This is a genomic window from Psychrobacter sp. KCTC 72983 (genome assembly GCF_014280455.1).
GTDB lineage: Bacteria > Pseudomonadota > Gammaproteobacteria > Pseudomonadales > Moraxellaceae > Psychrobacter > Psychrobacter pacificensis.
The window spans coordinates 1,006,723-1,032,801 of sequence record NZ_CP060390.1 but is presented as its reverse complement, the minus strand read 5'-3'; the positions used below and the strand labels follow the sequence as shown (position 1 = coordinate 1,032,801).

At 45.1% G+C, this 26,079-nt stretch carries 19 protein-coding genes and 1 pseudogene; 10 read left to right on the top strand and 10 right to left on the bottom strand.

The genetic code is table 11. The annotated features are described in order from the left end of the window. Window positions 1-40: 40 nt before the first annotated feature. Window positions 41-1,126: a beta-N-acetylhexosaminidase gene (nagZ, locus tag PSBA01_RS04380; RefSeq protein WP_186475158.1), complete on the bottom strand. Its 1,086-nt coding sequence runs from the start codon at window positions 1,124-1,126 to the stop codon at window positions 41-43. A 525-nt stretch (window positions 1,127-1,651) separates the two neighbouring features. On the opposite strand from nagZ, the gene PSBA01_RS04375 reads away from it, so the two are divergent. Next, a complete protein-coding gene (locus tag PSBA01_RS04375) occupies window positions 1,652-3,862 on the top strand; it encodes a carboxy terminal-processing peptidase (RefSeq protein WP_186475157.1) in 2,211 nt (736 codons plus the stop codon). 552 nt (window positions 3,863-4,414) lie between these two features. Here the strand turns inward: PSBA01_RS04375 and PSBA01_RS04370 are convergent. Then, entirely contained in the window at window positions 4,415-4,900 is a 486-nt protein-coding gene (locus PSBA01_RS04370; RefSeq protein ID WP_058024248.1) for an FKBP-type peptidyl-prolyl cis-trans isomerase, read from the bottom strand. A gap of 323 nt (window positions 4,901-5,223) precedes the next feature. Here PSBA01_RS04370 and PSBA01_RS04365 point away from each other — a divergent pair, with 323 nt between their 5' ends. After that, window positions 5,224-7,236, top strand: coding sequence for a M61 family metallopeptidase (locus tag PSBA01_RS04365; protein WP_186475156.1), 2,013 nt, complete (start codon window positions 5,224-5,226; stop codon window positions 7,234-7,236). 128 nt (window positions 7,237-7,364) lie between these two features. Here the strand turns inward: PSBA01_RS04365 and PSBA01_RS04360 are convergent, their stop codons facing one another. Continuing rightward, window positions 7,365-8,216, bottom strand: coding sequence for a DUF305 domain-containing protein (locus tag PSBA01_RS04360; RefSeq protein WP_186475155.1), 852 nt, complete (start codon window positions 8,214-8,216; stop codon window positions 7,365-7,367). 287 nt (window positions 8,217-8,503) lie between these two features. After that, a complete protein-coding gene (locus PSBA01_RS04355; protein WP_186475154.1) occupies window positions 8,504-9,118 on the bottom strand; it encodes a pseudouridine synthase in 615 nt (204 codons plus the stop codon). A gap of 617 nt (window positions 9,119-9,735) precedes the next feature. Between PSBA01_RS04355 and icd the strand changes: the two genes are divergently transcribed. Continuing rightward, window positions 9,736-10,995 carry an NADP-dependent isocitrate dehydrogenase gene (gene icd, locus PSBA01_RS04350; RefSeq protein WP_186475153.1) on the top strand — a complete coding sequence of 420 codons (1,260 nt, stop codon included), beginning with the start codon at window positions 9,736-9,738 and terminating at the stop codon, window positions 10,993-10,995. 259 nt (window positions 10,996-11,254) lie between these two features. Here the strand turns inward: icd and PSBA01_RS04345 are convergent, their stop codons facing one another. Then, window positions 11,255-13,474: an NADP-dependent isocitrate dehydrogenase gene (locus tag PSBA01_RS04345; RefSeq protein WP_071002348.1), complete on the bottom strand. Its 2,220-nt coding sequence runs from the start codon at window positions 13,472-13,474 to the stop codon at window positions 11,255-11,257. A gap of 621 nt (window positions 13,475-14,095) precedes the next feature. Between PSBA01_RS04345 and PSBA01_RS04340 the strand changes: the two genes are divergently transcribed. The 4 genes from PSBA01_RS04340 to PSBA01_RS04325 all read left to right on the top strand — a co-directional run bounded on the left by PSBA01_RS04340 (window position 14,096) and on the right by PSBA01_RS04325 (window position 18,562). Continuing rightward, window positions 14,096-15,445: a GNAT family N-acetyltransferase gene (locus tag PSBA01_RS04340; protein WP_058024255.1), complete on the top strand. Its 1,350-nt coding sequence runs from the start codon at window positions 14,096-14,098 to the stop codon at window positions 15,443-15,445. Between the two features lie 76 nt (window positions 15,446-15,521). Continuing rightward, complete coding sequence (locus PSBA01_RS04335) at window positions 15,522-16,025, top strand: chorismate--pyruvate lyase family protein (RefSeq protein ID WP_186475152.1); 504 nt, start codon at window positions 15,522-15,524, stop codon at window positions 16,023-16,025. Window positions 16,026-16,752: 727 nt separating this feature from the next. After that, a complete protein-coding gene (gene glyA / locus PSBA01_RS04330; protein WP_186475151.1) occupies window positions 16,753-18,009 on the top strand; it encodes a serine hydroxymethyltransferase in 1,257 nt (418 codons plus the stop codon). A 94-nt stretch (window positions 18,010-18,103) separates the two neighbouring features. After that, entirely contained in the window at window positions 18,104-18,562 is a 459-nt protein-coding gene (locus PSBA01_RS04325) for a hypothetical protein (RefSeq protein WP_071002344.1), read from the top strand. A gap of 175 nt (window positions 18,563-18,737) precedes the next feature. Here PSBA01_RS04325 and PSBA01_RS04320 read toward each other — a convergent pair whose 3' ends face one another. The 5 genes and pseudogenes from PSBA01_RS04320 to PSBA01_RS04300 all read right to left on the bottom strand — a co-directional run bounded on the left by PSBA01_RS04320 (window position 18,738) and on the right by PSBA01_RS04300 (window position 22,815). After that, window positions 18,738-19,436 (bottom strand): ZIP family metal transporter, encoded by a 699-nt coding sequence (locus tag PSBA01_RS04320; RefSeq protein ID WP_058025159.1) that lies wholly within the window; start codon window positions 19,434-19,436, stop codon window positions 18,738-18,740. Between the two features lie 166 nt (window positions 19,437-19,602). Further along, window positions 19,603-20,196, bottom strand: a pseudogene (locus tag PSBA01_RS04315) (sodium/glutamate symporter); the annotation flags it as partial. Between the two features lie 45 nt (window positions 20,197-20,241). After that, on the bottom strand, window positions 20,242-20,646 hold the full coding sequence (locus PSBA01_RS04310) for a barstar family protein (protein ID WP_228724634.1): 405 nt from the start codon (window positions 20,644-20,646) through the stop codon (window positions 20,242-20,244). Window position 20,647: 1 nt separating this feature from the next. Continuing rightward, window positions 20,648-21,391, bottom strand: coding sequence for a ribonuclease domain-containing protein (locus PSBA01_RS04305; protein ID WP_186475150.1), 744 nt, complete (start codon window positions 21,389-21,391; stop codon window positions 20,648-20,650). A gap of 122 nt (window positions 21,392-21,513) precedes the next feature. Continuing rightward, window positions 21,514-22,815, bottom strand: coding sequence for a glutamate-5-semialdehyde dehydrogenase (locus PSBA01_RS04300; RefSeq protein WP_071002341.1), 1,302 nt, complete (start codon window positions 22,813-22,815; stop codon window positions 21,514-21,516). A 400-nt stretch (window positions 22,816-23,215) separates the two neighbouring features. Here PSBA01_RS04300 and PSBA01_RS04295 point away from each other — a divergent pair, with 400 nt between their 5' ends. From PSBA01_RS04295 to PSBA01_RS04285, 3 genes are all read left to right on the top strand, one after another. Beyond that, a complete protein-coding gene (locus PSBA01_RS04295) occupies window positions 23,216-23,521 on the top strand; it encodes a hypothetical protein (RefSeq protein WP_186475149.1) in 306 nt (101 codons plus the stop codon). A gap of 338 nt (window positions 23,522-23,859) precedes the next feature. Continuing rightward, on the top strand, window positions 23,860-24,657 hold the full coding sequence (locus PSBA01_RS04290; RefSeq protein ID WP_071002339.1) for an ABC transporter ATP-binding protein: 798 nt from the start codon (window positions 23,860-23,862) through the stop codon (window positions 24,655-24,657). Between the two features lie 580 nt (window positions 24,658-25,237). Next, on the top strand, window positions 25,238-26,038 hold the full coding sequence (locus tag PSBA01_RS04285; protein ID WP_186475148.1) for a transporter substrate-binding domain-containing protein: 801 nt from the start codon (window positions 25,238-25,240) through the stop codon (window positions 26,036-26,038). Window positions 26,039-26,079: the final 41 nt, after the last annotated feature.

The following is a 26,079-nucleotide window of genomic DNA, read 5'->3' as shown; positions in this document are numbered from 1 at the left end:
TATTTGCCAAATTTTTCAACGGTTTCGTATGAATACAAGGCTACTTATAATCAGTAGGGTCTTTTGATTCATTGGCAGGTTTATCAGCTTGTGTATCAGACTCAACGTTAAAAAAGCTCTGAGTGACATTGTTCTTTGCTTGTTGCCAATAATCAAACTGCTGGCAAGTAGACTCAAGATCACCTTGCCACTTTGGTATATTGCCGCACATGGTTTTGATACGCTTCTGGTTAGGATAGGGTAGTTCTTGCGCCGCTGCCGCCGCTTCATGCGCGGCAACACGATCGTTACACACCAGTGCAATATCGCAACCAGCTTCAATGGCAGCTTTTACGCGCGCGCTGACATCGCCAGCGGCCTTTGCCCCTGCCATTGATAAATCATCAGAGAAAAGCACACCATCGAACGCGAGCTGATCACGAATGATATCTTTTAGCCAAATTTTAGAAAATCCAGCGGGCCGATTATCTACTTGCGAAAAAATCACATGCGCTGGCATCAAAGCATCAAGCAGTGACAGCGTTTGCGCAAAAGGTTGCATGTCACTATTGATGATCTCGTCCAAGCTACGTGTATCGATGGCCTCTGATACATGAGAGTCAGGAGCGATAGCGCCATGACCAGGGAAATGCTTGCCAGTGGTGGCCATGCCAGCCGCTTTCATGCCGCGCATAAACTGCGTGGCTAGGGCAACGATTGCTTGTGGCTCCTGATGAAAGCTACGGTCACCGATAACTTGGCTGATACCATCTCTATCCAGCACGGGCGCAAAGCTCAAATCAATACCTACTGCCATCACTTCGGCTGCCATCAGATAGCCACAGTCGTATGCGCAGCTGAGCGCACGGCTTGGATCGTGATTGAATAACTCACCAAGCCTACCCATAGCAGGTAGCGGTGTGAACCCTTCACGCAGCCGTGCGACTCGTCCGCCTTCTTGATCGACACCGATTAATATATCTGGGTTGTGGTACCGGATATCGTCACATAATGCGCGTACTTGGGCCGCATCAGCGACGTTGCGTCCAAACAATATGACCCCGCCAATCTGTGCTTGTTTGATCAAGCTGACGTCTTCTGCGGTCAGTGCGGTATTATCGATATCAATCATTAAAACGCCGTACATTGCGTCATCCTTATTTTTTTGTATATTGTTATATTATGGGGTTGACCGATCATCGATGTCCAATCGCTTAGCAGTCATTACTCATGCACTTTATTATGACAGTTATTATCAATTGAGCCTAATGTGGCAGATTATTGGCATCAAATCAATTTGTGGGTAGTCGGCGAATTAATGCTAATATCCTTAAGTCGCTATGTGTGATAAAAGTGAGAGAAAGTTTGGTATGTGCAGGCGTTGCGTGTAAGATTGCTTATACAGTTTGAGACAGTTCAGTATTTATGCACATGATAATATTGATTTTTGACTATATATCAGGATTCGATAATAAGCGTCAGAATCTATATATAAAGGCGGCGGAATAATAAAGCTATAGCGTTGTAAGCTCATAGTAATAAGTAAGCTAAGGCAAAGTAAGACAGACATTGAGCAAAAACAGACGACAGTCATGGGCAATAATACATTCAGCAGTTTTTAATTTTTATAACACAAATAATATCACTAACTTCAAATAACTAGGTACATATGATGAAAAAACAACCAGCACAGTGGTTACTCAGTGCAGCGTCAGTGGGCATCGCCGGTATTATCCTGACACAAAGCTACGGTACTGCCGTAGCAGAAACCAATACGGAAAGTTTTGTTCAGACACCTGAGCAAAAGGTCACTACTCGCCAAGTTGCCGCTTTGCTGGATCGCAGTCATTACCTTAATCAGCCATTAGATAGTAAAACCGGTAGCGAAATCTTATCAATGTATATTGATAGTCTCGATCCAAACCATACCTTATTTTTGCAATCTGATGTCGATGAGCTGAAGAAAAAGCACGCTGATGATTTTGGCACGCGCCTCAAGCAAGGCGACCTATCCGCAGGGGTAGAAGTCTTTGATCGTTATCGCAAACGCTCAAACGAATACTTTGCCATGGCAACCAAGATGCTCAAGAAAGATATTGATTTGACCGGTGATGACACCATCATTCTTGATCGTGAAAAGCTCGGACATTTCAAAACCAAAAAAGAGCAGCGTGACTATTGGGAACGTCAGCTAAAGTTTCAGCTGATGAGTATTACGCTGGGACAAGAAGACGAAAAAGCCAAAGAAAAAGTGTTTTTGAGCAATCCAGATATCACTCGTGGACAGGACTTGGTACGCAACGATGAACGTACGCCAAATGAGATTTTGCAAAATCGTTTGTCGCGTCAGCAAGAGCAGTTTAAGCGTCTCAAAGATGACGAAATCATGGAGACGATTCTAAACACCGCCATGCTGACCTATGATCCGCACAGTAACTACTATGCGCCGATTCAGGCAACTGAGCTGCAGATTCAGTCGAGTTTGCAGCTAGAGGGTATCGGTGTTTCTATCCGTCCTGATCGTAAAAACCCAGATTACACCCGTATCGTGACCTTGGTAGATGGTGGCCCAGCCGCCAAATCTGGTCAAATCAAGCCCAATGACTTGATCGTGGGTATCGCAAAAGATGGCGAAACCATGACGGACGTGGTTGGCTGGTCAACGCGTGAGATCGTCAGCTTGATTCGCGGTAAGCGCGGTACGTCTGTCACGCTCAAGCTGCGTCAGCCTAATACGCCAGATGCCAGTGCCCGTACGGTCACCGTTGTGCGTGATATTATCCAGCAAGAAGAATCAGGCGTGACGCAGCGCGTGGTCGAGGTGCAGCGTCCTAATATCGACAAAACACCAAAACGCATTGGTGTTCTTGAGATACCGAGCTTTTATCTGAACTATCGTGCCCGCCGTAATGGCGAGGACTACCGTAGTGTCAGTATCGATACTGAAAAAGCGTTAAAAAAATTGAACGAAGAAAATATCGATGGGCTCGTGGTGGATTTGCGCAACAACCCTGGTGGCTCGTTAGATGAAGTTGCCAAAATGCTAGGATTCTTTATTAAAAGCGGTCCATTGGTACAAATTCGTGATAACCGCGGCAATGTCCAAGTGTACCGCGATAATGATGGCGGCGAGCAGCTCTATGACGGCAAAATGGTCGTCCTAACCAACCTAGCATCGGCCTCAGCCAGTGAAATTTTTGCCGCTGCTATTCAGGATTATGGTCGTGGATTGGTGGTTGGTAGCACAACGACAGGTAAAGGCTCTGCGCAGATTCAACTGGATAGCTTGGCGTTAGGCTCTGCAACTTTAACTCAGCGTAAGTTCTACCGTATCACAGGTGGTAGTACGCAGAATAAAGGCGTGGTACCTGATGTTGAATTGGTCAATATTTATGATGATGCGACCTTTGGCGAACGCGCCCAGAAAAAAGCCTTGCCTTGGGATACCATCAGAACGGCGCCTTATAAGCCTGAAGGGAAGTTTACCAATGACACTTTAGCGACGCTCAATCAGCAGTCTAAAATTCGCCAAGAGAAAAATCCGCAGTTTGTGTATCTATCAACGCTCAATGATATTCGTAATATGGATGATGAGAAAAAACCAGTTCGTTTAGATATTAACAGCCGCCGAGCCAAAATGCAGCTGGTTGAAAAGCGTTCGCTAGAAGCCGAAAACAGACGTCTGATCGCTACTGGTGAACGCCCCTATTCTAATTGGAATACGTATCAGGCCGCGATGGATGCAAAGTTTGAAGAGCGTAGCCGTATGAAAGCTACTGAGCGTCCAGAGTTGCCAGAAGATGAAGCCTTTATTAATGAAGCGGCTTATCTGATGTTGAGTGCTGAACCCAAGACCTTACTCAGTCCTGAAGAGAAACTATAAGGGATTATACGATAGCTAGTATTACCATGTAAGCATATGCTTACATGGATTGACGTTTAGACCACTTACTAGTGATAGGACAATCTGCGATTATAACTGTACGGCACGATTCATTGATACTAGGGATTGGTATCTTAAGGTCGCATCAGGGATAAGTGGTTTGCTGATTAGGGATGATAAGGCTGGATGCCTGTCAGTTATGAGATACCCCGGGATTAGGTATCACATAACGCTAACATGGATGGTTGGTAATAAAAGCCGCATGACGCTTGTCGTTATGCGGCTTTGTTATGTCTGAATCTAAGAGTTATTTCTGGCGCTAGCTTACGCTTCTTTGATAGATTCGTGAGAATGGCTATTGAGCGTAAGGATGCTCACAGAAGCGTAATGAATGCTTCATTGTTAGAACGCTCTTTTTATCTACATCTAATCAATCAGCACTTATGACAGACATAAAAAAAGGCCAGTAGACAGTGCTACTGGCCTTTTTGATGAGAGGATAAGCTCAAATATAACCTATTCTCTAACCGTCTCACGATACTCTAGGAGAGATTAGTGCTCAACGCCACCTGCGCCATGTATATGGCCGTGGTTTAGTTCGTCTTCAGTTGCTGCACGTACTTCTTGGATTTCAACGTCAAACGTCAAACGCTTACCAGCCAATGGATGGTTGGCATCAACAGTTACTTCTTGGTCGTTTACGTCAGTGACTGTCACTAGCATCACTTGGCCACCAGCTTCTGACTGGAACTGCATACCAGGCTGGATATCATCAACGCCTTGGAAGTTTTCGCGTGGTACGCGCTGTACCGCTTGCTCTTGATACTCGCCATAGCCATCAGCAGGCTCAACCACTGCGTTGACTTTTTCGCCAGCAGATTTGCCTTCTAATTGTGATTCTAGGCCTGGGATGATGTTGCTGTGACCGTGTAGATAAGCAAGTGGCTGACCTTCTGGAGACTGGTCAAGGATATTGCCTTCGTCGTCTTTTAATGTGTAATTGAATTTGACGGCAGTGTCTTTTGCGATAGTAGTCATAAAATATCCTAAGTATATCTATGTAAAAAATTAAATACGGTTGCAATAAACCTAAAAAAGCCAATCAGCAAGCCAAATAGCCACAGTATTAGTCAATTATCATCAGTTTATTAAAGTAACTTTAGCAGTTAGCATCTTTAATTGAGATGGAGTATATAAGTTTCAAGGCAAAAAACATAAAAAATGCCAATTAATGCCACAATTTATCATAATAACTGCTATTTTCTATAGTTAATCGATAACTACTGGCCACTCAGGGTTTGGGAGTTGCGTTTTTTGGGAAGGGCTCCTACCATAATAATAAAATAAGGAAGAGAAATATTATGACGTTATCTGTAAATACGGCGACTAATTCGTCATCAAACGGCGACCCAGTGAACCACGATGATACTAACGATATAGCTAATGTTAGCTACCAATTCGATTTTGCCCGTTTTTCTGAGCATTTGGTGGATGTATCACTGTTTTTTACGGCAACAGATGATGCGCCTCAGCTTTGGCTACCAGCATGGATACCAGGCAGTTATCTGATGCGCGAGTTTGCTCGCAACATCACCGCTGTGCATTATCGAGTAACAGACAGCCGAATAAAAGAAGGTGACGGGCTTTCTGAAACTTATCGTGCACAAAAGGTAGATAAACATACGTGGCAACTCCCAACTATCACAGCAGGCCAAAGGGTAGTCGTCGAATACGAAGTCTACTGCTACGACCTATCGGTACGTACTGCCTATGTCGATCAGCAGCGTCTGTATGGTAATTTTACCTCACTTGCACTCGCGGTCGATGGGCAAGAGCAGATTCCTGTACAAGTCAGCTTGATTGTTCCGGAGTCGTTTTTGTTAGATAAAGAAGAAAGTCATGTAATCTTGGCATGTGGTTTGGCATCTACGCATCTGCGTGTTGATGGTCAGAGCGAAGATAAACGGCACTGTTATCAATTACGGGCAGATAATTATCATGAGCTGATTGATTATCCTTTTGAGATTGCAACACAGAATAAATTTGATTTTATTATTCATGACAGTCAGCATCAGACGCTTCATCACAGTTTTTATCTCTCAGGCAAGCATAGTGCCAATATGGGCAGGCTACAGCAAGACGTCACTCAGATTTGTCAGACTTATCTAGACTGGCTGGGGGATGCCCCCTTTCATGATTACACCTTTATGACGTTTGCCAGTGGTCAGGATTACGGCGGACTTGAGCATATCAATTCTACTAGTCTGATTACCCCGCGCCGTGACTTACCAAATGCTGATGAGCCAAAAATACCGAGCACGGATTATCAGCGGTTTTTGGGCTTGTGCAGTCATGAGTACTTTCACTCGTGGTGGGTCAAAACCGTGCGCCCTGATGTCATGGTTGATGTTGATCTACGCCGTGAAGCGTTCACGCCGATGCTTTGGGTATTTGAAGGATTTACGTCTTATATCGATGATTTTATGCTGCAAGCATCTGGCGTGATCGATAAGTCAGACTATCTCAGGTTACTAGCGGAACAAATCAATCGCTACTATCAAACGCCTGGACGCGATAACCAAAGTGTCGCAGAGTCAAGCTTTGATGCGTGGATTAAGCTGTACCGTAGCGATGAAAATACGGGCAATGCTGGTATCAGTTACTACAATAAAGGCGCATTGGTGGCGCTGTGTTTGGATTTGATATTGCTAAAAAATACCAATAATCGCTATCGTCTATTCGATGTGGTCAAAGCGTTCTATACCCAAGCAAAGCAAAATGACAGCAAGCGTATCGGCATCAATAGCGCGGATATGGGCGACGTGATTGGGCAGTTTATGCCGATAGCGGAATGGGAGGATTTTGAACGCCGTTACGTCAACGGCGTAGAGGAACTGCCAATTGAGGCGCTGCTGCTCGCAAACGGTATCAAAATGCAGGTCAATACCAAAGAGACTGCGGATAAGCATGTCCCATGGGGTATGCGCTGCAATGAGACACCCGCTGGACTCAAAATCAATCGGGTGAACCGCGGTAGTGTGGCTGCCAAAGCAGGTATCTCAGCCCATGACATCATTATCGCGATTGATGGCATCAAGGCGGATAGTAAGCAGCTAGCATCGCTGAGTAATGCAGCGCGCACTGTTGAGTGTCATCTGTTTCGCCGCGATGAGCTGATGTGTGTGCAAGTGCAACCTGAGGCACTGCCACAAGCTGACGGGGATGACAGTGATATGCCTGAAAAAGCATTTCCTCATAAGGTCAGTCTGCGCTTAGTAAAAGGTGCTCCAACGTTAGCAGATCATAGCGATCCTAAGCAAGCAGAATCCGCTTGGGAGCCATGGCTGGATGTGATGAAGCGTCAGTCAGCATAGTGACATCGAGAGATAGTAGTGACATCGAGAGATATAAGTAAGCAAAGCAAAACCCCCTAATAAGCAAATATGGTTATTAGGGGGTTCAAGTAATAGCTGAAAGGTTTTTGGGTATGCTGAATGGCTAGCTACTCTTCCTTGGTTTTATTATCAGGGTCCTCACTGGCAGACTTCTCGCTTGCAGTAGTGTCGCCGTTAGGCTCGTCAACCTCAGCATTATCGTTTTCAACATCGCTCGTCGCTTTAAGCGCGACAATCCAGTTTTGCATGAGCTCAATATCTACTTGCTGAGTATCGATGATATGCTGTGCCAATTGACGCATTTCTTCATCAGTACCGTATTCGAGCTCGATTTTTGCCATATCTACGGCGCCAATATGGTGTGGTAGCATGCCACGTGCAAATGCCATATCCGGCATAGGATCAGCAATACCCAATGTCATCTCACCATGCATGCTTTCCATGCCCTTAGCGTAGGCCTGTTGCATAGCAGCGGTATTGGGCTTAGGTTTGGCTGTGTCAGGATGGCTGGCAAGCCATTTGTTTAGGATATCAATCTCAGCTTGCTGCGCCGTGATGATATCTTGAGCAAGCTGGCGCATGGCATCATCTGTACCGTACTTTAGCTGAATTTTTGCCATATCTATCGCGCCGCGATGATGCCCAAGCATGCCTTTGGCAAACGCGGTATCAGGATCGTTATAACCCATACCGATCATCATCTCATCATGCATACTGGTCATGGACTTTGTGTAGTCTTTGAGCATATCCGTCATCTGAGTGTCATCTGTGGCGTTTTCGCTATCTACCGATGTATCGTGGCTCATATTCTCATGCTCAGCATGAGTCATGTCAGTCATTGGCGGGGTGGCTTCTTCTACAGGCGCTGATTGACTATCTGCTGCTGGCTGACACGCACCTAATAGCAGTGCAGTAGAAATGCTGGTGGCCAACAGAACAAAACGATGAGAAGCAATCATGATATATCCCTACTATAAGAAGACCAAATGATAAATAAATGAGGTCTATTTTACATAAATAATGACGTGCTGAATCTTAACAGATAAACCTTACCCATTCGAGACGCTATGTTTAACAAGAAGTAATATATTTACTTTAAATGAAAATATATGTCGGTATAGTCGAACCACTATTAAAGTGTTACAGCGTTAGACTCGTTTAGCCTACTACTGTAGTACTTGCAATCGTCTGCCTTGTACCACTTTTAATATTGATTGACTATAGCTAAGCGTTTAGACGGGACAAATTAATAGCTGATACCCAATTGCTGATAGTGCTGACTAGTTAAGTGAATGCGCACAAACTCGCCAACTGCTATGTCACCTAATTCAAACCCTGCCACCGACCAACGTATCAAACGTAGGCAGGGCAGACCAACATGCGCGGTCATTCGTCTGACTTGACGGTTTTTACCTTCATAAATTGTCAGCATCAACCATGAGTCCGGTACGCTTTTACGCTCACGTATCGGCGGATGACGTTGCCAGAGCGCCATCGGTAGCTCATCTTCACTGACGTGTTTAACCTCAGCAGGCAGAGTTTTGCCATCTTTGAGCGTCACGCCACGTTTGAGCTGATTGAGTTGCTCAGCAGTAGGAATACCCTCAACCTGTACCAAATAAGTCTTACCTTGCTTACGTCCAGCATTGGCTTTTGGCGGATGGGTAATTGCTTTATTGACTCGGCCATCATCGGTCAGAATAAGTAACCCTTCGGACGTTGCATCAAGCCTACCAGCAACTCGCAAAGACTTATCAGTGAAGTACTGCGATAGGGTGGCGTGGTCATTGTTGCTATCGTCTCTGAACTGACTTTGCACCCCATAAGGCTTATTGAACAAGATGAGACTAGAAGTCGGCATAAAGTGATATTTCCTGAAGGTAAATGAGTGATTAGCAGTCTTGGCTTATGTTTGATCAAGCAAAGTCAGTACTAAAAAATAAGAACAGAGGTATTGTGTTTGATATACGCTGTGCGATGTATTTTGCTACAAAAGTAGGACAGCAACCACGCAAATTTACTGCTACTCTAAATCCATATTTTTATAGGGGTATTTATATTTTTGATAGTAATAAACCTATCACCTACAAGATAAAATGATTGTCCAGCTCTTTGTTCTATTACTATCAACAAGATAATGTATTATAACCCTTTAAAGATTATAAATTTATAGATGCTGCATTTTATTAATAATTTATAAATTGTATATGTGATATTTCTTATTAATTAGCCAATAACACTGAATTTAATGATAAGCAGTTTCTATGCACAGTTTTAGTTTGTATTTACATCAATGCATATATGTTTAATTTGAAGCTATTTTTTAGTATCGTTCAATCCAATGCCGCAAGTATCTCATACATCAGACTTTGTTTAGCTAATAAGCGTCTAGAGCGCAACCATTATAATAGAAAAGCCAGCATAACAACGTGTTCAGTTCGCTTGCGATGTATAACTTACCACTAAGGAGTTTTATCCATGTCATATGATAAGGTCATCGTACCAAGAGACGGCGAAAAAGTAACCGTGAATGCTGATTTGTCGCTAAATGTGCCCAATCATCCGACTATTCCGTTCATTGAAGGTGACGGTATTGGGGTGGATATCACACCTGTCATGATAAAGGTGGTCAATGCAGCGGTCGATAAAGCCTACCACGGTAAAAAATCAATTATCTGGATGGAAGCTTACTTGGGCGAAAAAGCGGCCAAAATATATGACGGTGAATATTTACCCAGTGAGACATTAGAGATTTTAAAAGACTACGTCATCAGTATCAAGGGACCGTTGACCACGCCGGTGGGTGGTGGCTTTAGTTCGTTGAATGTGGCTGTACGTCAAAATCTTGATCTGTATGTCTGTCAGCGACCAGTACGCTGGTTTAAAGGCGTGCCAAGCCCAGTACAGCATCCTGAGCTGACCAATATGGTGATCTTTCGTGAAAATACAGAAGATATCTATACAGGTATCGAGTGGAAGGCAGGCAGTGATGATGCCAAAAAAGTCATCAATTTCTTAAGAGAAGAGATGGGTGTGACCAGCATTCGCTTCCCTGAAGACTGCGGCATCGGTATCAAGCCTGTCTCAAAAGAAGGCTCGCAGCGCCTAGTTCGTAAAGCCATTCAGCATGCTATCGATAATGACTTGCCAAACGTGACCCTCGTGCATAAAGGCAATATTATGAAATTTACGGAAGGCGCGTTTAAAGATTGGGGGTATGAGCTGGCAGCAGAGCGTTTTGATGCTGAGCCATTAGATGGTGGTCCATGGATGACGATGAAAAATCCCAAAACGGGTAATGACATCATCATCAAAGATGTGATCGCTGATGCATTCTTGCAGCAGATTCTGATGCGTCCGGCAGATTACTCCGTAGTAGCAACACTCAACCTGAACGGTGACTATATCTCTGACGCGCTAGCGGCGGAAGTAGGCGGTATCGGTATTGCCCCAGGTGCTAACAAAGGCGGCGCAATCGCTGTTTATGAAGCGACGCACGGTACTGCGCCTAAGTATGCTGGTCAGAATAAAGTAAACCCAGGCTCATTGATATTGTCTGCGGAAATGATGCTGCGTGATATGGGTTGGTGTGAGGCGGCGGATCTCATCATCAGTGGTATCCAAGGCGCGATCGCCAATAAGACGGTTACTTATGACTTTGAGCGTTTGATGCCAGATGCTATCTTGCTCAGTACTTCTGAGTTTGGCAAAGCCATTATCAAGCACATGGATGCGTAATCGCATTAATGCCTAGAGCGTTAAACTCTATTATATTTATTCAAGGCCGCTTACTGATGTAGGTGGTTTTTTTATGTGTTTGAAATGGATAGACATAGGCAAGTTGTTTATTATCATTTTGAGATAGGCACAAAAAAACACCTCAACGTTCTAAGACGGCTGAGGTGTTTTGTTTGCTAATACTTAAACTTACCTAATCGATCTGTGTATAAAAACCAGAGCGATTAGGATTAATGTTTCAAGATCAATTGCTTATTACTTATAGCGATGCCAAGGCTTCGTTAAACAAAGCGCTTGGACGCATGGCTTTTTTCGCAAGCTCCTCATCAGCATAGTAGTAGCCTTTGATATCGACTGGCTTACCTTGAACGTCGTTAAGTTCTTTGACAATCGCGTCTTCGTTTTCTGCCAGCTTTTGCGCCAATGGCGTGAACTGTGCTTTTAACTCGCTATCTTGATCCTGCGCCGCCAGCTCTTCAGCCCAATATAGCGCTAGATAGAAGTGACTACCACGGTTATCAAGCTCACCAGTTTTACGTGATGGTGATTTGTCATTCAGCAGCAGTTTTTCGGTCGCGGTATCGAGCGTATCGGCTAATACTTGAGCTTTAGCATTGTTGTCGTTGCTGGCCAAATGCTCCAAAGAGACGTTCAAGGCCAAGAACTCACCAAGTGAATCCCAACGTAGATGGTTTTCTTCGGTGAGCTGCTCGACATGCTTTGGTGCAGAACCGCCAGCACCTGTCTCGAACAAGCCGCCGCCTTTCATGAGTGGCACAACCGATAGCATCTTAGCACTGGTACCAAGCTCTAGGATTGGGAATAAGTCAGTTAAGTAATCACGTAAGATGTTACCAGTCGCAGAGATCGTATCGAGGCCACGAGCGACACGCTCTAGGGTATAACGCATGGCGCGAACCTGAGACATGATTTCGATGTGTAAACCGTCAGTATCATGATCTTTTAGATACATTTTAACTTTTTTGATGAGCTCGTTCTCATGTGGACGGTATGGGTCGAGCCAGAAGATAACAGGCGTATTTGATTCACGGGCACGGCGTACAGCAAGCTTGACCCAATCTTGGATCGGGGCATCTTTGGTCTGACACATGCGCCAGATATCGCCTTTTTCAACGCGTTTTTCGAGCAAGACTTCATCGGTCTCAACGTCGACGATACGCGCAATACCAGCATCGCTAGATTCAAAGGTCTTGTCATGAGAGCCGTATTCTTCTGCTTTTTGTGCCATTAGGCCGACGTTTGGTACGGTACCCATGGTCGTTGGGTCAAAATTGCCATGCCATTTGCAGAAGTTAATCATTTCTTGATAAATACGAGCAAAGGTAGACTCTGGCATGACGGCTTTACAGTCATACATTTTGCCATCAGCGCCCCACATTTTACCGCCTGAACGAATCATCGCTGGCATAGAGGCATCCACGATCACATCACTTGGTGAATGGAAGTTGGTGATACCTTTGGCCGAATCAACCATGGCCAGACGTGGACGATGCTCCTGACAAGCATGTAGGTCGCGCTCAATTTCTTCACGCGTTGAGGTTGGCAAAGTAGCAATCTTATCGTATAAATCTGCCATACCGTTGTTGACGTTGATGCCAAGCTCATCAAAGAGTTCGCCGTGTTTTTCAAACGCATCTTTATAGTAAATGCGGACCGCATGACCAAACACGATGGGGTGTGAGACTTTCATCATGGTGGCTTTGACGTGTAGTGAGAACAAGATACCCGCTTCGCGGCAATCTTCCATTTCACGCTCATAGAATTCAAGCAAGGCTTTTTTGCTCATGACCATCAAATCGATAACTTCTTTGTCTAGTAGGTCGATTTTAGGTTTCAATACTTTTTTGGTGCCGTCGTCTAGCAATAGCTCCATGCGAACCGTGCGCGCCTTATCTAGGGTCATAGATTGCTCGCCATCATAGAAGTCGCCGCCATGCATGTGCGATACATGTGTGCTTGACCATTGTTTCCATTCACCCATTGAATGTGGATGCTTGCGTGCATAGTTTTTGACGGCTTTTGGTGCGCGGCGGTCTGAGTTACCTTCACGTAGTACAGGGTTTACGGCACTGCCTAAGCTCTTACCATAGCGCTTACGTAGCTCTTTTTCTTCATCCGTTTGTGGATCATCTGGAAAGTCAGGGATGGCATAGCCTTTACCTTGCAGCTCTTTGATGGCTGCTTTGAGCTGCTGTACAGAGGCACTGATATTTGGCAGTTTGATGATGTTGGTATTGGGGTCTTGAGTCAGGCGACCAAGCTCAGCTAGGTTGTCAGGAACACGTTGCTCTTCGGTCAAGTATTCAGGGAATTCAGCCAATATACGTGCCGCAACAGAGATGTCACTAGTTTCAACTTCGACACCTGCGGTCTTAGTGAACGCTTCTACAATAGGTAAAAAAGATAGTGTCGCAAGCGCTGGGGCTTCGTCAGTTTTTGTATAAATAATTTTTGACATTTTATTTGAATCTTCCTTTAGTTGTCGTTAATAATAAAGCTCGAATATAATGTTGAATATGGGTCAATGATACTATGCAATGCTCAATGATATCGTTCGAACAAGTACGTCGTATGTAGCTGCTTAGCAATATTTAAGTTAGAGATATTCAAGTTTGATAAAACATTTTCTTTTACTGATGTTCACTACAAGGGCGTTCTCAGATGGCACGTTGACTGCCCCGTAAAACTGCCAGACAGCAAGTCGCTGACGGTATATTATAATAAACCCACTATAAATTCGAGAGGATGTCAATCACATACCATGAACTAAGTATACTGTTTTCGCTCATATCTTAGGGTTTCAAATTATACTAAGCTGGTAGTAACCTTATTCTAACAGTCATTTGTTGCGATATCATCTTTTCAATAATATGGACGGTGTTTTATTGACCTTTATATTATTCTTGAGAGGACATAAGGATAATCCTAAAAACCACCAATGTCACGATTGGTGGTTTTTTATTGCGTCTCAAAAAAACTTTGCAAATTGTGACAGCAAAACCGCAAAAATTTGCTAGGCTAGGTCATCAACAGATTGGTTATCGATAAATATATAGCGATTATAAGAGTGACGGTGAGTATGAGTTTAGAGTATGCGCTGATGAATGATACTAGCTGGCAGAGCCAGACCGATTGGCAAACGCCAGACACGCCTTTTATGTCATTTGCTTTTTGGCAGGCGCTTGCTGAGACAGGCGCGATTGGCGAGCGGGCAGGGTGGCTACCGATATTTATTTTGGTGCACCGTGTCAATGATAATACTAAGGATGCCGCACTGCAACCAGTCGCGGTGCTGCCAGTCTTTATAAAAGGCCATCATCGCGGTGAGTTCGTGTTCGATCATTCATGGGCAGAGGCGTATGCGCGCTATGGTCTCGACTATTATCCAAGATTGGTCACTAGTGTGCCGTATACGCCGATTATGGGTCAGCGGTTTTGGCTGGCAAAAGGGGAAAGGCTAAATGAAGAGATAATCAAAACAGCCATCGCAGGTGTCGATGATATCGCTCAGCAAGTCGGCGCCTCAAGCTGGCATGGGCTATTTGTGACTCCTAATCTAGCCTCTATTGCGACCACGTCTATGCCGACCGAAATTGATATAGAGCGTGCGCTAGCAGCACAAGAGCGCGGCGTAGAGTCCGCGCCGATTGCGATGCCGATATTCGAGCGCCAAGGTTGTCAGTTCTTATGGCAAAACAAAGACCTGCTCAATGACAGTCAGCCCTTTGCAGACTTTGATGCGTTTTTGATGACGCTAAAAGCTAAAAAGCGCAAAACTATTCGTGCGGAGCGTCGTAAAGTGGCGGAGCAAGGTATCATCTGCCAGCGAAAAATCGGCGATGCTATCAGCGATGCAGACTGGAAGGCTTTTTATCACTGTTACGTTATGACTTATGCGGTACGCGGACAGCAGCCTTATCTGACGATAGACTTTTTTATGGCATTGGCAGCGAGTATGTCTGAACATATTATGCTCGCGCAAGCGTTAGACGCGCAGGGTGAGATTATTGCCAGTAGTTTGTTCTTGTATGACACACCTGATAGTAATAGCGACAACGGCGACAGTGTTGATGGCGATGTTAATAATGATGTTGATAATAATGCAACCTTGTACGGTCGATACTGGGGCGCGCTTGGTGAGTATGACAGTTTGCATTTTGAGCTGTGCTATTACCAAGGCATTGAGTTTGCCATCGAGCAAGGGCTAGCGTCCTTTGATCCAGGCACGCAAGGGGAGCATAAGCTGGTTCGTGGATTTATCCCAACGACCACGCACTCGCTTCACCGTATTTATGATCCGCGTTTTGTCCCTGCGATTGGCGATTTTTGTGCCAGAGATCGGATGCATATGGCACAATATCGCAAGCAAGCCCATGAGGCACTACCATTTAACGCGGACAATATGCCAGCCTTTGATACACTTCATTGATATACACCATTAATGCCAACCATTAATAATAGCCTGCAGGCATTTACTTTACACATTTCACGATTAGCCGTTAACTATGCCCACAAACTCTATTGCTAGTATTGCTACCTCTCTGCCTCCTATTGAACTCGTATCGTGGCTCAATGCTGAAGGTTCGCTCACAGCCATGCTAGAAGAGAAGGCAGGGCAGCCGTTACGAGTGGAGCGCACCTTTGAGGGTTATCGGCTATTGACGCTGCAACAAAAGCGACAATTGGGTCTGCAAGGCTCAGCGCTAAATCGTCCACTGCTGGCGTGGATACGTGAAGTACAGCTATACGGCAATGACGAGCGGCCGTGGGTCGGTGCGCAAAGCATCTTTCCGCTATCAAGCCTAAAAGGTAACGCGCGACGCTTGCAGCAGCTAAAAGGTACGCCCATCGGTTATGTGTTATTTAAACGTCGGCGCACAGTGCCAAATCAGCGATTTGTGCGACAGACGAGCGAGGGCTGGCAACGGCAAACGCGCTATGACTGGTATGGTCGCTTACTACTTATCAGCGAAACCTTTTTGCCGGCATTTTTGTCCAGTGATACTTAAAAACGTTTTATTCTTATATACACAAAGAAAAAACTAGGGTCAAAAATTTGCATTGAGTAAAACCTTTAGGGCGTGTTGAACATTCGCAAATAGGCACTGCTGATCGCTAAAATTGTTCCAGACAAGGCACAAAGCGACGATAATGCAGATGCCTTAGCGAGATTTGTAACGCAGTATGGGGCAATTTTAGCATCAGCCCCAACGATAAAAGCAGGGGACAGGACTCTTTTTTGCCGCTTCATCGTTAAAAATAAGCGCTTAGAATGACTCAACTTATTATTTTTAACATCGAATCGCCTAAAAAATAGTCGCTGTCAGTGCCATGGTCGAATGTTCAACACGCCCTATTTAATTGGCTATTTATCTGTGTTATATCGCCATTTAATTTGCTCATCTTCAGGCAGGCTTTTTTGCGCTCATCGCACAATTTTTCATGTTACACTTACGCTTTCGCAATGCTATCGATGCCGCTGTATATCGATTTTATTGACGGATCGGTCAAGTTAATACAGGCCAACTGCCTGTGTTTATTCTTATGTTAATTTTTACTGATAGTCGCCATTCACAATCATGGTCGTACCATAAAACAGCTGGCAAAAGAACAGCGTGCACAAGTACCTAGCATACTTTGAGCAACGTCGATGCAGTGTTCGTTTGGTTGTGGGCAAGCTATCAGCTTCTTTTTAATGATACTTTTTCAATGACAGTCACTACTTAGGACATTATTATGTTTAAAGACATTTCTATCAAAGAGTTTGATCCGACCCTTGCTGAAGCGATGGCTGCAGAAAGCGTTCGTCAAGAAAATCACATCGAGTTGATTGCCTCTGAAAACTACTGCTCACAAGCAGTGATGGAAGCACAAGGCACTGATTTGACCAACAAATACGCTGAAGGCTATCCTGGTAAGCGTTACTACGGTGGCTGTGAGCATGTCGATGTCATTGAACAATTGGCCATTGACCGTGCAAAAGAGCTGTTCGGTGCTGAATACGTCAACGTCCAGCCACATTCAGGCAGCCAAGCGAACTCTGCTGTATTTTTAGCGTTGCTAGAAGCCAATGACACGGTACTTGGCATGAGTCTAGACGCTGGTGGTCACTTGACGCATGGCGCACACATCAACTTCTCAGGTCTGAACTACAATGCCGTACAGTATGGATTGGTCGATGGCACTGGTTTAATTGACTATGATCAAGTAGAAGCCCTAGCGCGTGAGCACAAGCCAAAAATGATCATCGCAGGTTTTTCAGCGTATTCACAAGTCGTTGATTGGCAGCGTTTCCGTAACATCGCTGATGAAGTAGGCGCGTATCTATTGGTAGATATGGCACACGTTGCTGGTCTTGTTGCGGGCGGCGTCTATCCAAGCCCAATACCTTTCGCGGATGTAGCCACCACCACCACGCACAAAACCCTACGTGGCCCGCGTTCAGGTATGATCTTGTCGCGTGATGAGAAATTAGCCAAAAAGCTAAACTCTGCCGTATTCCCAGGCAACCAAGGTGGCCCGCTCATGCACGTCATCGCGGCAAAAGCGGTTTGCTTTAAAGAAGCGCTAGAAGACAACTTCAAAACCTATCAGCAGCAAGTTGTGAAAAACGCACAAGCCATGGCAAAAGTCATTCAAGAGCGTGGCTATGAAATCATCTCTGGTGGTACTGAAAACCATCTCATGCTGATCAGCCTAGTGAAGCAAGAAATGACCGGTAAAGAAGCCGACAAATGGCTTGGTGATGCACATATCACGGTCAACAAAAACGCCGTACCAAATGATCCAAAATCACCATTTGTCACCTCTGGTATCCGTATCGGTACACCAGCCATTACTACTCGCGGCTTCAACGAAGCGCAAGCAGCTGATTTGGCAGGCTGGATCTGTGACGTGCTAGACAGCCGCGGTGATGAAGCGGTTGCAGCTGAAGTACGCGGTAAGGTAGAAGCAATCTGCAAAGAGCTACCAGTGTACGAAAAAAACCAGTAAGTATTAACTGACTCTATTTGAGAGTTGTATAACAAAAAACCGCTTAGCGTTTGCTAGGCGGTTTTTATTTTTAATCACAGTTAAGGAAGATACGATGTCTATTTCAACAACTATGTCGTTTTGCTTTTGTAGTGTTCGCGAGGAAAATTTAACCAGCATACTTGTTGGTGATATGACACTGGATGAGCTAAGAGAAAATCGCGATAACCAATACTTAGATGTGAGACAAGCGTCTCTTGAACATTATACGGAAGAACTGGTTGAGTTATTGGGAGAGGGGCATTATGCCTTGTGCGATTTGTTGTTTTTGGCAAACAATAGCACCCCGCTGCATGAGCAGCATGACGGTTTATTATACAATGTGGCCGTCGTACCTGAGATCGTCAAAGCGTTTGCCGCGACAGACTTAAAAAAATTGGTACACGATATCGGCTACCACGAAGCAGAGAGCCAAGAAGGTTTGAATACGTTTCGTGAGAATTTAAATCACGTTCACGAGTTGTTTAAGTTTGCAGAAGAGAACAAGCTCAATGTGATTGGGTTTACGCTTTAGTGAGTCGATCATGTTGCTGCATGACGTCGCACCTAGACATATTTGAACCGAATGTCAGATAAATAAAAACCGCCCAATATTATCGCTGGGCGGTTTTATTCATTCAAATAATTGTGCGATAAGAGCATGCTCATGCAATAAGGGGCAAATTTAAACCCTACGAATATTTAGAATCTCAGCCACCGAGTTGATTGAGTCCTAATGCCAGCACCAAACCAATAGCAGTGCTGATACCCGCCCAATGGTTGCCATCTTTAAATGCAGACGGAAAAACTTCTGTCGCTAATGAAGCAATAACTGCCCCTGCGGCAAAACAGTCAATTGCACTAATTACTGCATCATCGACATCTTTGAGAAGCGTTTTGCCAATAATAGCTGCTAATGATAATAAAATAGCTGCACCAATCCATAGCATGAGTATTTTTTTGTGACTGCTACCACCATCGCGCATTTGTTTGGCACCGCCTGCGGCTTCTGGGAGATTTGATAATAAAATAGACCCTGCTAGTGCCGCGACTTGTAAAGCGTTACCACCAATCAGCGCGACGCCAAGCGCTAAGTTTTCTGGGATGCCATCAAGCGTAATAGCAGCAAGCAAACCTGCCCCGCCTTTGTTTTGCATTTTTTCATCAATCAGATAGTCAATACCCGTAAAGACCACTGCGCCTAACACGGTAAAGGCGACAGTCGTCCACAAACCACTCTCGCCAATCGCAGGTTGAATCATCTCAAGTACCACTGAGCTCATGAGCGCACCACCTGCCAGCGCAAGCAGATTGCCTTGTATCCAGTCAGGCATGTAGCCGTATAGACCCCACAATGCACCAATAATGAGTGCGCCTGAAACCACAAGAATAATGGCAAATACCAACATAAAATGCCTCGATACTTTTAATAAGTTTTAATAATTCTGAGTAATATCTATTGATACGATGAATGGCGGTGAGATCACGTTGTATTTGATAATAATGCTATCACACGATGTGACCCATGCAATCTCCTCAAGATTAATCACGGCTTAAATACGCTCAGACGTAGTATTACATAAACGGCAACTTGGTGAATATTTGCAATATCGTGGCATTGACGATATCGACAAAGAACGCACCAACCATTGGCACGATTAAGAAGGCTTTCGGCGAGGGGAGATAGCGATCCGTGACTGCTTGCATATTGGCAATCGCTGTCGGGGTAGCTCCCATACCAAAACCGCAATGTCCTGCTGAGAGTACTGCCGCGTCATAGTCTTTGCCCATGACTTTAAAGGTAATGAGGTAGACGTAGATAATCATGATGATGGTCTGTACGATCAATATGACCAATACAGGCCCTGCCAAATCCGTCAACTGCCAAAGCTTCAATGACAGTAACGCCATTGCCAAAAACAGAATCAAAGACGCATTACCAAATACATCAATCGAGCGATCAAACATCTCAAAGCTGAAGACCATCGTTAACACATTGCGAATGATAACGCCGCCTGCCAGTGCCCAGACGAACGTCGGTAGCTCAAACCATGTGCGCTCAGCCACGAGCGTCATCCCATCGGCAAAAGCCAATGCCCCTGCAAATAGCGCTAATGTCTCGATAGTAGAGGATGCCGTGATAAAGCGCATGCTATCGGGTCTCTCAAAGATGTCCTTATTACTCCCTGCAGTCTCCTCATCATTTTTTTACCGCTAAGTGTCATTCTCAAAAGGCACAATAATCCACAGCTGCGGCTTACCAAAGTCGCTATAAGCATCTTCGATAATGCTTTTAAAGATATTGAAGTCTTCGGTGTTTATCTTTTTTATTACCGTCAAATCAAGCACTAAGTGCCGCATATCGCTGTCTGTCAGACAGTCCCATGCACTGTCCCAATTGTGTGAAAAATAGCTGGGGAAGTGGCAGGCACGCGCCAGACTCATCAATAGCGTGGTTTTGTCCAGTGTGTCACACGCAGGTATGGTAACAGCCTGAGTAGGAATGACGGCAGATAGCGCTGTACCGTTTTGGTTAATGGGGTCTTGACTGACATAGTGGATGGCTTGGCTCGTATCTTTCTGATTCATGGCTTTTTGACTAATATCCTTTGGTTTCATATTAGGGTACCTCAAGCTTTTGAAAACTGTCATAGTGATCGACGGTTAAGTAATAAACAGTGGGCGGATAACCACCTGTGACGATACGCCGCGCACCGCGATGGGAGACGCCAGGGGTGGGTACGGTGTATTCGCGGTAGTAGCCTTGCGATTGTGCTGGCAGTCTGCCTTCACGGTTATAAAACGTCGTGCCGTCCTTATTGGGATAAGGATATGGTCCGCCTTGTTGAATCAGCGCAATTGTCTTATCGACTTGTGCATCGCCCGTGATGCTTGTGGTCGCTGTATCAGTTGTGGCGACTTGTCTGGTATTGTCAGACGTATACTGAGATAACGTCGAGCCTAAATCACCAAAGAAGTAGACAGCGACAGCGATAATGGCAATGAGGCTAAATAGGGTACTGCCTAGGCTTCTCTTGTTGCGAGAGCTATTTTGACGAGTGTTTTGATGGTTGCGATTTGAGAGGCGGCTGTGATTATCTCGTTTGCTATTATTGGGCATCTGCCTTGGTGTATTTGGTGCAGTATCTGGTTCAATGCTGAGTATGGCTGACGTCACTTTGGTGGCACGCAATTGGTTTTTATCATTACGACTACTCGTGAAATAGACACGTCGACCAACCGCTATCGGCTCCGCCAAACTTACTTTGCTAATATGAAAAAACACGTCCTCATCTTGATTATCGACATCGATAAAGCCATAGCCTTTTTCGTGATTCCAATGTTTAATCTTGCCGCTTTGCATGGTGGCACCGCTCCTTATTGTTTAGATATCCGTAATATAGATAGCTATGATTATCATAAAAAAACGCCAGCACAATGGCCGACGTTCTCAAACTCTCGATTCAATCATGAATACAGATTTAGTTATGCACGTACTTCACCATGACCATAGACGATCCATTTTTGCGAGGTCAAACCTTCAAGACCCACTGGGCCGCGCGCATGGATTTTGTCCGTTGAGATGCCAATCTCAGCACCAAGACCATATTCAAAGCCATCAGCAAAACGGCTAGAGGCGTTAATCATGACGCTCGCTGAGTCCACTTCACGAATGAAGCGTTGCGATTTGGTATAGTTGTCCGTGATGATGACATCGGTATGATGGCTGCCATGTGTATTGATATGCTCAATGGCTTCATCAATACCGTCGACGACTTTGACCGCAAGAATAGGGGCAAGATATTCTGTATCCCAGTCCTCAGAGGTAGCAGCAGACAAGTGACCGTTTAAGGTGATCACATCGGCCAAGATACTCTCAGCACTTTCGTCAACACGCAGTTGCATGGCATCATCGGCCTCGATAATGGCGGTGGCAATCTTGGGCAGTAAATCTTTGGCGATAGAGGCATCAATCAGCAGCGTCTCCATCGTGTTGCACGTGCCATAACGATGGGTTTTGGCATTGACACTGACTTTGATGGCAATCTCAGGATCCGCATCGCTATCGATAAAGGTATGGCAGTTACCATCTAGATGCTTGATCACAGGGACGCGGGCGTCATTGCTAATACGCTCAATCAGACCTTTGCCGCCACGCGGTACGATGACGTCCACATATTCAGTCATGGTGATCAGCTCGCCAACAGCAGCTCGATCGGTCGTTTGCAATACCTGCACGCTGTGCTCAGAGAGATCCGTCTGACTGAGACCTTTTATGATGCATTTGGCAATCGCTTGATTGGATTCAAACGCTTCAGAGCCACCGCGTAAGATGATGGCGTTGCCTGATTTTAGTGCCAGTGAAGCAGCTTCTAAGGTTACGTTAGGACGCGATTCATAAATCATGCCAACGACGCCCAGTGGCACACGCATTTTGCCCAAATGAATCCCAGATGGCTGATAAGTCATATCCGTCACTTCGCCGATTGGATCAGGCAGGCTCGCCACGTCTTTTAGGCCTTGGAGCATAGCGTTGAATCGTGCTTCGTTTAATTCCAAGCGATCGAGCAGAGCGCTATCAAGCTCGTTTTTGTGACCGTTGTCCATATCGATTTTATTGGCAGCCAAAATATCTGGCTTGGCATTGACTAGCTCATCATGAATGGCCATGAGTGCTGAGTTTTTGTCACCGGTGTTGGCTGCCGCGAGCGCACGAGAAGCGGCTCTGGCTTGCTTGCCAACAGACTGCATGTAGGTGGTAATATCCGTCGTATTTGCTTGACTCATCAATTATTCTCCTTATGTGATATCAGTTTTATATAAATAAAAGCGCCTAAAAAGGCGAAAATTTAGCAAAAAATCAGTTTTGAATGCCTATTTAGCGGTCCATAGGTCATTATACTATTTAACATAGAGGAGATTGCGGCGATAGTAAAGATGATTTTGTGAACAGAACCCGCTTTACAAAGCATCAAAGTGACTTTACAAAGGGTTGTTTTAAAGTTTATTTCCTAGTGTTTAAAAAGGGTTGCTTCAAATATTTTGTGAGCTGTGTTTACGTGCCTTTAACAGAACTGCGCTGTAAATACTAAGGTAGCTGCGATGTATCATCAGTATAGTAGGCACTAAGAAAACGGCACTATCAATAGATAACGCTAAATTATATGACAAGTAATGGAGAATAACGATGACGACTAAAAACACGACATACAAAAACTGGATGACGGTTGGCTTGGTTGCAGGGGTGCTTGCGCTCAGTGCTTGTAGCAAAGACGAGACACCAATGGAGACGCAAGCGGATACAAGCGTTGACGCTCAAACCAGCGTTGAAGAGAATGCAACCGCAACTGCGAGTAGCTCTGATGACATCGCCGTTGCTAGCGCCGATGACGGTATGGCTGTCAGTACAGGGGATGATGTGGCTGTGGCAACCGCAGATGATGCAGAAGTACTGGATGGCACCGAAGATTCAGAGCATGTATCGACGTACTAAGTTTTATGGCGCGCCAAACGCTATGATAGTGTGTTGGTCAATATAGCATTATCAGATAAAACAACGCCTGGCACGCGAAAGTGATAAAATAAAGCCCAGAGCGATAAATATGGTCTGGGCTTTTTTGTGCCAGTCAGTTATCCAGTACTGATTAACTGACTGGTTAAACACAAGATTTGCCTTTTTACTGTGTAATAAGAGACAATATGGCATTTTTCTCTTGGCCTGCTCAGGCGTAGCATTAGCATAATAATGCTATAGATACTTATACTATATATACGGCTCTTATTTATTTTTATTCGTGTTTTCACTCATATTTATTGGAAGTCTGCTGAACCATGCTTGATACTGCAAAAAAACCAACTCGGCCTATCGCCCTAGACTTACAAGACATCCATAAAAGTTATGGCTCATTAGAGGTGCTCAAGGGAGTGTCTCTGACGGCCTATGATGGTGATGTCATCTCTATTTTGGGCTCATCTGGCTCAGGTAAATCGACATTGCTGCGCTGTATTAACTTGCTCGAAAATCCCAATCAAGGTCGTATCCTGATCGGTAACGAAGAGCTGATGCTAAAACCTGCCAGATCAGGTGAGCTGCAAGCGGCGGATGTGAAGCAGTTAGAGAGCTTGCGTGCTCGCGTTGGGTTCGTCTTCCAAAACTTTAATTTGTGGCCACATAAGACGATTTTGCAAAATATTATTGAGGGGCCAACGCAGGTTCTCAAGATCAAAAAAGCCCAAGCGATCAGTGATGCCGAAAAACTGCTCGACAAAGTCGGTTTGCTCGATAAAAAAGACGCTTATCCAGCGAACTTATCTGGTGGTCAGCGTCAGCGGGTTGCCATTGCGCGCGCGCTTGCCATGCAGCCGCAAGTGCTATTATTTGATGAGCCAACCTCGGCGCTAGACCCTGAGTTGGTCAATGAAGTACTTGCTGTCATGCGAGAGCTGGCAGAAGAGGGTCGCACTATGCTGATCGTCACTCATGAGATGCGCTTTGCCCGTGAAGTATCAAGCAAAGTGGTCTTCTTGCACCAAGGGGTGGTTGAAGAGATCGGCACACCTGAGCAAGTCTTTGACAATCCTACCTCCGAGCGCGTCAAAGATTTTATGGCCTCGCATCGTCCGCACTAATCCTGTCCAAGCTATAAATCAGATGGTGGTAAAGCCCTGCCGGCTCTACCGCCATCGAATCCTATCAAATATAAAAATCACTATAGCGTAACTAGGGCGTGTTGAACATTCGCAAATAGGCACTGCTGATCGCTAAAATTGTTCCAGACAAGGCACAAAGCGACGATAATGCAGATGCCTTAGCGAGATTTGTAACGCAGTATGGGGCGATTTTAGCATCAGCCCCAACGATAAAAGCAGGGGACAGGACTCTTTTTTGCCGCTTCATCGTTAAAAATAAGCGCTTAGAGTGACTAAGCTTATTATTTTTAACATCGAATCGCCTAAAAAATAGTCGCTGTCAGTGACATGGTCGAATGTTCAACACGCCCTATTGTTTATCCTTTATTGCCCAATAGTCACGGTGAGTATGCAAAACGTTTGTTTTTGATTTTTTACTCAGGTATTATCAAAAGGTTTATAGTCGGTCAATTTTAACGGCTGTCCATTATTCTGCTATCTATATTGCTTGTCTGTCAGGGACGTCAGAGAACAAAGTATCAGAACCCCGTATCCATACCCATCAGAATTTAAGGAACATATGATGTCGAACGCTCGTCTATTGTGGTCATCGATGACCGTCTCTGCTGCGCTCATGCTAAGCGCTTGTAGCCAACCTGCCGATGAAACTACCGAAGCCAATGCCGATGCACCTGCCGCAGAAACGACTGGCCAAACCATCCGCATTGCAACCGAAGGCGCTTATCCTCCATTTAACTATACCAATGCTGATGGTAGCTTGAGCGGTTTTGATGTCGATGTTGCCAATGCCTTGTGTGAGCAGATGCAAGCCAACTGTGAAATCGTAGCGCAGGATTGGGACGGTATTATCCCAGGTCTATTGGCACAAAAATATGATGCCGTTATCGCAGGTATGTCTATCACGGCTGAGCGCCAAGAAAAAGTCGATTTCAGCGAACCGTATTTTGCCAATACGATGGTATGGCTCACCAACACTGATGGCAGCTTTGATCCAATGGCGATCCAAAACGTCACGCTTGGTGGACAGCGTTCTACCACGCCAGGCGCTTATCTACAAGATAACTACGAAGGCAAAGATGGCAATACCGTTCAGCTATATGACAACTACGACAATGCCTACTTGGATCTAAAGTCTGGTCGTAGCGATGCAGTATTGGCCGAAAAAGTCTCTGCCAAATCATGGCTCGCTGACAATAAAGAAGGCTTCGGTATCGTTGGTGATGAGATTGATAACGATGACAATATTGCTATTGCCGTGCGTAAAGGTGATGGACTCAAAGCGGAATTTGATAAAGCATTGAGCGAAATCCGTAGCAACGGTGAGCTTGCCCGTCTTGAGCAGCAAAACTTTGGACAATAATGACTCACTAAAGATTGCTGCGAATACGCGCGCGCCACTGA